This is a genomic window from Streptomyces rhizoryzae (genome assembly GCF_023155275.1).
Taxonomy (GTDB): Bacteria; Actinomycetota; Actinomycetes; order Streptomycetales; family Streptomycetaceae; genus Streptomyces; species Streptomyces rhizoryzae.
On sequence record NZ_JALMUV010000015.1, the window covers coordinates 138841 to 144840 of the forward strand.

Below are 6000 nucleotides of genomic sequence, written 5' to 3' on the forward strand. Positions count from 1 at the left end.
CCGTACCGGAGGGGAAGGTAACGGCCGTCCCTCCGCCCGACGGGAGTTCCCGGTATGACGATCAGCCACCGCACCCTCGGCACCGGTGCCCACAAGGTCCTCGTCCTGCACGACTGGTTCGGTACCAGTGCCGCCTGGGGCCCCTTCCTGGACCACCTCGACCCGGAAGAGTTCACCTACGCCTTCCTCGACTACCGCGGCTACGGTGAACGGCGCGCGGTGGCAGGCGAGTTCACCCTCGCCGAGATCGCCGCGGACGCGCTCGCGCTCGCCGACCAGCTGGGCTGGGGCACGTTCTCCGTGGTGGGCCACTCCATGGGCGGCAAGGCGGCGCAACGGCTACTGGTCCAGGCGCCGGCCCGGGTACGCAAGCTGGTCGGCGTGACACCCGTCCCGGCCGGCGCGTACCCGCTGGAGGGCGACGCCTACGACCTCTTCCACGGCGCGGCGCAGAGCCCGGCCAGCCGGCGGGCGATCCTCGACCTGGTCACCGGGCACCGGGCGTGCGCCCGCTGGCTGGACGCGATGACCGAGCGTTCGGTGGCCGGCTCCCGCCCGGAGGCGTTCGCCGCGTACCTGACCGACTGGACCACCCAGGACTTCGCGGCCGAGGTCGCCGGCAGCACCCTCCCGGTGAAGGTCTTCGTCGGCGAACACGACCTCGCCCTCACCGCCGAGGCGATGCGCAGCACCTGGCTGGCGCACTACCCGCATGCCGAGCTCGATGTCCTGCCCAACTCGGGCCACTACCCGATGCACGAAATTCCGGTGGCGTTCGCGACCGCCCTGGAGGGGTTCCTGCACGCGTGACGCCGCACGGGTGCGCCCGCGGTGCCCGCCGCCGTCACCGTCGTCCGGCTCGGCGGGCGGTGGCCCGGTATCGGTTCGGCGGCCCGGGTGCCGCACCGCCTCGGGCGACCGGTGAACGGAGGGCGGCTCACGCCGGATGTGCGCTGCTGCGGCCACGTGCGTAGGGTCGGTCCGTGCGGTGAACCGCACGCCGGATCGCCCCGAAATGACCGACCGACCTGTCGCCGAAGGCCCGCCACCATGCAGATTGACGTCCGACACTCCCCCTCGTTCGCCGTTGCGCGCGTCCACCTGGCCGGGGGTGAGAGCGTACGGGCCGAATCAGGGGCCATGATGGCCACCTCCGCGGGGATCGAGGTCGAGGCGAAGGCGGAGGGTGGGCTGATCAGGGGCCTGAAACGCAGTGTGCTGGGCGGCGAATCCCTGTTCATGACCCGGATGACGGCCGGGCAGGCGGGCGGCTGGGTTGACCTTGCGGCCCGGTTGCCCGGCGACGTCACCGGCATCGAGGTCGATGGTGTCGTCAATCTGGCCCGGGGTGCCTGGCTGTGTTCCTCGGAGGGTGTCGAGATCGACGCCAAGTGGGGTGGGTTCAAGAACCTCGCCGGTGGCGAGGGGGGTTTCCTGGTGCGCGCGGAGGGGCGGGGCAGTGTGCTCGCCTCCTGCTACGGGGCCCTCGACCTCGTCGAATTGGCGCCCGGCGAGACGATGGTGCTGGACTCCGGCCACATGGTCGCGTTCAGCGACGGCCTGACGTACACCACCCGGAAGGTGGCCCGGGGCCTGATGCAGACGTTGAAGAGCGGGGAGGGCCTGGTGTTCGAGTTCACCGGGCCTGGCAGGCTCTGGACCCAGAGCCGCAACCCCGCCGAGTTGATCACCTGGCTGACGACCAAGCTGCCCTTCTCCCGGGGCTGAGCGACGGGACCGGTGACCGGTTCCGGACGGGACCGGCCTGGTGCCGTCCGGCCCGCCCCTGACGCCGCGCGCCATCAGGGGCGTTACGGCATCAGGGGTTTGACCGAACCAGGGGCCAAGGGCCAGGGCTGGGGCAGGGTGCAGGGGCCAGGTCTCAGCGGCCGGGGGCAGGGAGGGGGACGCGAGCCGGGCAAGGCGGCCGGCTCAGCTTCCCGAGCCCGGCCGACCGTCTGCTCCCCCGACCGACCGCCCGCCCGGCCGGTCCCGGTCCGCGCTCCCGCTCAGCCGTGCCCGCCTGCGGCTGGGGAAGGACTCCGCCCCGGGGACTTCCTCAATCCGCCCGGCCCGTCGCCGCCACCGTCACGCCCAGGCCGATCATCGCGAGCCCGCCGGCGCCGCCGACCATCGACAGGCGCCGTTCCGAGCGGGCGAACCACGAACGGGCCGCCGAGGCCCCCAGGCCCCACAGGGTGTCCGTGACCAGGCCGATGCTGATCGGGACCAGTCCCAACACCATCATCTGGAGCGGCAGGTGGCCCGCCGAGTGCTCCACGAACTGGGGCAGCACCGCCGCGAAGAAGACGATGCCCTTCGGATTGGTGACGCCGACGAAGATACCGTCCAGCACCGTCCGCAGACCGCCGCGCCGCTCGCCCCCGGCCGGGGCATCCATGGCGGCCACGCGCATCTCCTTGCGGTGCCGGAACGCCTGCACACCCAGGTAGACGAGATAGGCCGCACCGGCCAGCTTCACCCCGGTGAACAGCGCCGCAGACGACTCGACCAGCTCGCCCAGGCCCCATGCCACCGCGACCACCAGCAGGTACGAGCCGACCAAATTCCCGAAAACCGTCTCCAAGGCCGTGCGGCGGCCGTGCGCGAGGGCCCTGCCCACCACGAACAGCACGCTCGGTCCCGGAATCGCGATCACCAGCAGCGACATCGCCGCGAACGCGAGCATGCTCGCCGTGGACACCATCTGTTCCTACCTCCTGAAGCCGTTCTCCTCAGGGCATCCAAACAGACGGCGGCCCGTCCTCTCCAGGCCCTCGTCCCGCCAGTCCGCAGCAACCGGCCCACAGCGAAGGGGCCGTGAGGAATGCGAGGGCCTCGCGGGCAGGGGCGCGCCACTCCTGCCGGGGCACGCCGAGGCGGGCGGCCGGGTACGTTCAGGCTTCCTCACGTGTCTCGTCCCGGCCCGCCTCGCCGGCCAGCAGCGGAGAGTGGGCCAGGACGAGCACGCCCGCCGTCACCGCGCCGATCGCCGCGAGGGACAGGACGATGAAGATCCCGCCGCGGACCTTCTCGCCGAAGACCAGGACGCCCCAGAGGATGGAGACCACCGGATCGGCCATGGACAGCCCGGGCTGGGCCGCCAGCAGGCGGCCGGCGTGCACAGCGGACTGGAGCAGGAACATCGACCCCGCACCGGCCACGATCATCGCGTAGAGCTGCCACGTGGTGAACACGTCGGCGATGCCGTGGGACGACTGGCCGGTCATGCCCTTCATCAACGCCGCGGTGAGGCCGAACCCGCAGCCGCTCGTGGTCCCCAGGATCGCGGCCTTGCGTGCGCCGCGCCCGAGCGTTGCCGCCCAGCCCACCCCGACCGCGACCAGGAGCAGATTCGCCGCCAGGGCGAACGCCCATACCGGCCCGGCCACGCCGGTGGCGGAGCCTTCGGAGGGGGACAGGCTGAGCAGCAGCCCGGCCAGGCCCGCGGCCATCACCGCCACGGCCCCCCACTCGCGGGCGCGCAGCCGGCTGTGGAAGATCAGCGCGGACAGCACCAGCGCCGCCGGCAGGTCCAGGACCAGTACGGGCTCGACCACCGAGATGCGGCCGTACGCCAGCGCGACGGCCTGGAGCAGGAACGCGACGATGACCGACGCCACGCCGCCGATCCACACCGGGGTGTGCAGCAGGTGCCAGATCAGCCGCCAGTTGAGGCTTTCCTCGCCGGGACGGCCCCGGGCCGCCCGGCGTTGCAGCACCGAGGCCAGACCGTTGGCGAAGGCGGCGAGCACCGCCAGCAGTACGCTCAGCAAACCGGATCGGGTCTCCTTCGGCCATGAGGCCGGGTGGTGTGCGTGGTCGGCTACCGGAACGACCTGGGGGTTCCCTCCGCTCAATCGACATACGATTCGAGCGTCCCGCGACGCCGGATATCGAGCGTCGCGCAGTGGAACGAACCGCCGAATGGCGCGTAGTGCAGCAGGTCGCAGGGGATCGGCTCGAAACCCCAATTTTCCAGTGCGCGCATCATATGGGTGTGGTGGCGTTCCACGATCACTCTTTTCTCGTCGACCATGAGCACGTTCATGCTGAGCCACTTCCCGCACATGGACGTGAGTTTGAGCAGATGATCGTGGACCGGGTTGGGTTCCGGGGCGATCAGGATGTCCCACGAACGCAGTACGTCGGGCAAGCGATCGATGGCGACGTATTCCGGATTGACCAGCACCTTGCCCGGCGCGAGCACGAGAAATGTCGTATCGATGTGCATCGGTGTGCGGCAACGGCTCTCGATTTCATGGATGCGGTAACCGGGTCCGAGATGGCGCCGCAGCCACTCGATGCCCATGTGGTTGGTGACGTTGCTCCGGGTGACGAAGAGATCGCGTCCCGCCCGTACGAAATCCGCCGCGTCGAACACCGGCTCGAACTCGGTGAGGATGTAGCGCATGGGCTCGCCGTTCCCAGGGGTCCGGAAATCCGCTTCGAACAGCGCATCGGTCAGCTGCGGCTTCGGCGCCGCCGACCAGCGGGCGCCACGCCGGAAATAGTCCTTCAGGATCGGTCGATAGGAATGGGTCTCGAAATACCGGCTGGGCCACGCCATCGGCGTCTCGATGATCTCGTCGCCGATCACCAGCAGACTGTCCCGGGGGCAGGTATTGCAGAAACCGCGCGACGACCAATCCGGGGAGCTGTAGCGCTGCCGGTGGTCGACGGCGTCCGGGCGCCTGACCGTGACGCCCAGGGACTCCAGCAGCGCGACGAAGCGGTCGAGCTCTTCCTGCGCCGGTTCGATCAGCATGCGCGGATACTTGAAACCGGACGCAAGGCGCTGCAACCGCGCCGCCCACCGTGGAATGTTGCACGTCACGACCGGATGGCTGGAGGGAATCGTCGCGCCTTCGAGGCGCCCGACGATGATTTCCTCCAGCGGATCCCACTCGTTGTGGGAATTCACCGGGGAGCACGCGTCCGCGGCCCCTTCCCCGGTGTCCGGCAGTGCTGCGTCGGCGGGCGCAGCCGGATCTCCGGACGACCTCTGCACTTCCGTCATAACCGATCAGCCCATCGCAGAAAGCCAACTCGCTCGTCCTGGCCTGTGCCCGGCCGTCCCGTCCCGTCCCCACCACACTGCGCGAGTCCGCCCCGCCGCGCACGGCCGCTACTCCGGCAGGCGGACGGCCTGAGCGCGGCCGGCTTGAGCGCTTCGGGTGTCGTTGCGCACTCACCGGGTGATTTCGCCGCCCCGCATCCCCGTGCAGCGGCGATCTGGGCATACCTGGTCCTCGTGGCCGCAGAGGAGATCGGGTCAGGCCGCCGCGGTGACAGCTACGCCCCGACGAAGCGACGAGGAGCTGTTGGCATGGGCACACCTTCTCCGCGGGCCGGTCGGGCCGGTGGAGCTGCCACGGGCCTGGCGGCACTGTGTCTGGCGACCGCGCTCATGGCGGGATGCCTGGGCAACACGTCCGGTAGGGGGGACAAGGGAGCATCTCCCGGCGGGTCCCCGTCCCAGGCGGCCGGGCGGGTCCCGCTGACCGTCGTCAAAAGCGGCAGACAGGTGATCGCGTTCGTGCCGGTGACCATCCGGGGCGAGGGTCCCTTCCGGTTCGTCCTGGACACCGGCGCCTCCTCCAGCGCGGTCGACGAGGACGTCGCGCGGAAACTGAAGCTGCCGCGGACCGGCCGGCGCCAGCCCATCAGCGGCGTGACCGGCACCGAGGAGGTGCCGGTGGTGGAACTGCGCCGGTGGGCGGCCGGCAAGACCGACCTCAACCCGACCGAGGCCATCGTCATCGGCATGAAGTCCACTCACGGGAGCCCGCGCATCCAGGGCCTGCTGGGCTCCGACGTCCTCAGTCGCTTCGGCCACATCACCGTCGACTACAGCGGGAAGGCCCTGCTCCTCCCGTCCAGCCGCCGCAGCCCGTAGCGAGCCAGGCGTCAGGGGCCATGGGGTCCTCGGCGGGCCTTCGGTAAAGAGCACCGGCAACGGGCGGCGGGCGGCGCGGCGGCCCCGCGATGGCGGGGCCG

6 protein-coding genes are annotated in these 6000 nt (G+C 70.7%); 3 read left to right on the forward strand and 3 right to left on the reverse strand.

Annotated features, from left to right (window positions below; translation table 11 throughout):
* Positions 1-54: 54 nt before the first annotated feature.
* Positions 55-810 carry an alpha/beta fold hydrolase gene (locus MUU72_RS15040; protein ID WP_248013740.1) on the forward strand — a complete coding sequence of 252 codons (756 nt, stop codon included), beginning with the start codon at positions 55-57 and terminating at the stop codon, positions 808-810.
* Between the two features lie 240 nt (positions 811-1050).
* On the forward strand, positions 1051-1728 hold the full coding sequence (locus tag MUU72_RS15045; RefSeq protein ID WP_248013741.1) for a TIGR00266 family protein: 678 nt from the start codon (positions 1051-1053) through the stop codon (positions 1726-1728).
* Positions 1729-2059: 331 nt separating this feature from the next.
* Here the strand turns inward: MUU72_RS15045 and MUU72_RS15050 are convergent, their stop codons facing one another.
* From MUU72_RS15050 to MUU72_RS15060, 3 genes are all read right to left on the reverse strand, one after another.
* Positions 2060-2707 (reverse strand): LysE family translocator, encoded by a 648-nt coding sequence (locus tag MUU72_RS15050; protein ID WP_248013742.1) that lies wholly within the window; start codon positions 2705-2707, stop codon positions 2060-2062.
* Between the two features lie 190 nt (positions 2708-2897).
* On the reverse strand, positions 2898-3776 hold the full coding sequence (locus MUU72_RS15055; protein WP_248013743.1) for a DMT family transporter: 879 nt from the start codon (positions 3774-3776) through the stop codon (positions 2898-2900).
* A gap of 80 nt (positions 3777-3856) precedes the next feature.
* Positions 3857-5020 (reverse strand): amidinotransferase, encoded by a 1164-nt coding sequence (locus tag MUU72_RS15060; protein WP_248013744.1) that lies wholly within the window; start codon positions 5018-5020, stop codon positions 3857-3859.
* Positions 5021-5539: 519 nt separating this feature from the next.
* Between MUU72_RS15060 and MUU72_RS15065 the strand changes: the two genes are divergently transcribed.
* Positions 5540-5899 (forward strand): retropepsin-like aspartic protease, encoded by a 360-nt coding sequence (locus MUU72_RS15065; protein ID WP_248013745.1) that lies wholly within the window; start codon positions 5540-5542, stop codon positions 5897-5899.
* Positions 5900-6000 lie beyond the last annotated feature (101 nt).

What these genes read in the sequence shown, in the direction of transcription:
- MUU72_RS15040 (WP_248013740.1), top strand. Translation starts at nt 55, where the DNA reads ATGACGATCAGCCACCGCACCCTCGGCACCGGTGCCCACAAGGTCCTC.
- MUU72_RS15045 (WP_248013741.1), top strand. Translation starts at nt 1,051, where the DNA reads ATGCAGATTGACGTCCGACACTCCCCCTCGTTCGCCGTTGCGCGCGTC.
- MUU72_RS15050 (WP_248013742.1), bottom strand. Translation starts at nt 2,707, where the DNA reads ATGGTGTCCACGGCGAGCATGCTCGCGTTCGCGGCGATGTCGCTGCTG.
- MUU72_RS15060 (WP_248013744.1), bottom strand. Translation starts at nt 5,020, where the DNA reads ATGACGGAAGTGCAGAGGTCGTCCGGAGATCCGGCTGCGCCCGCCGAC.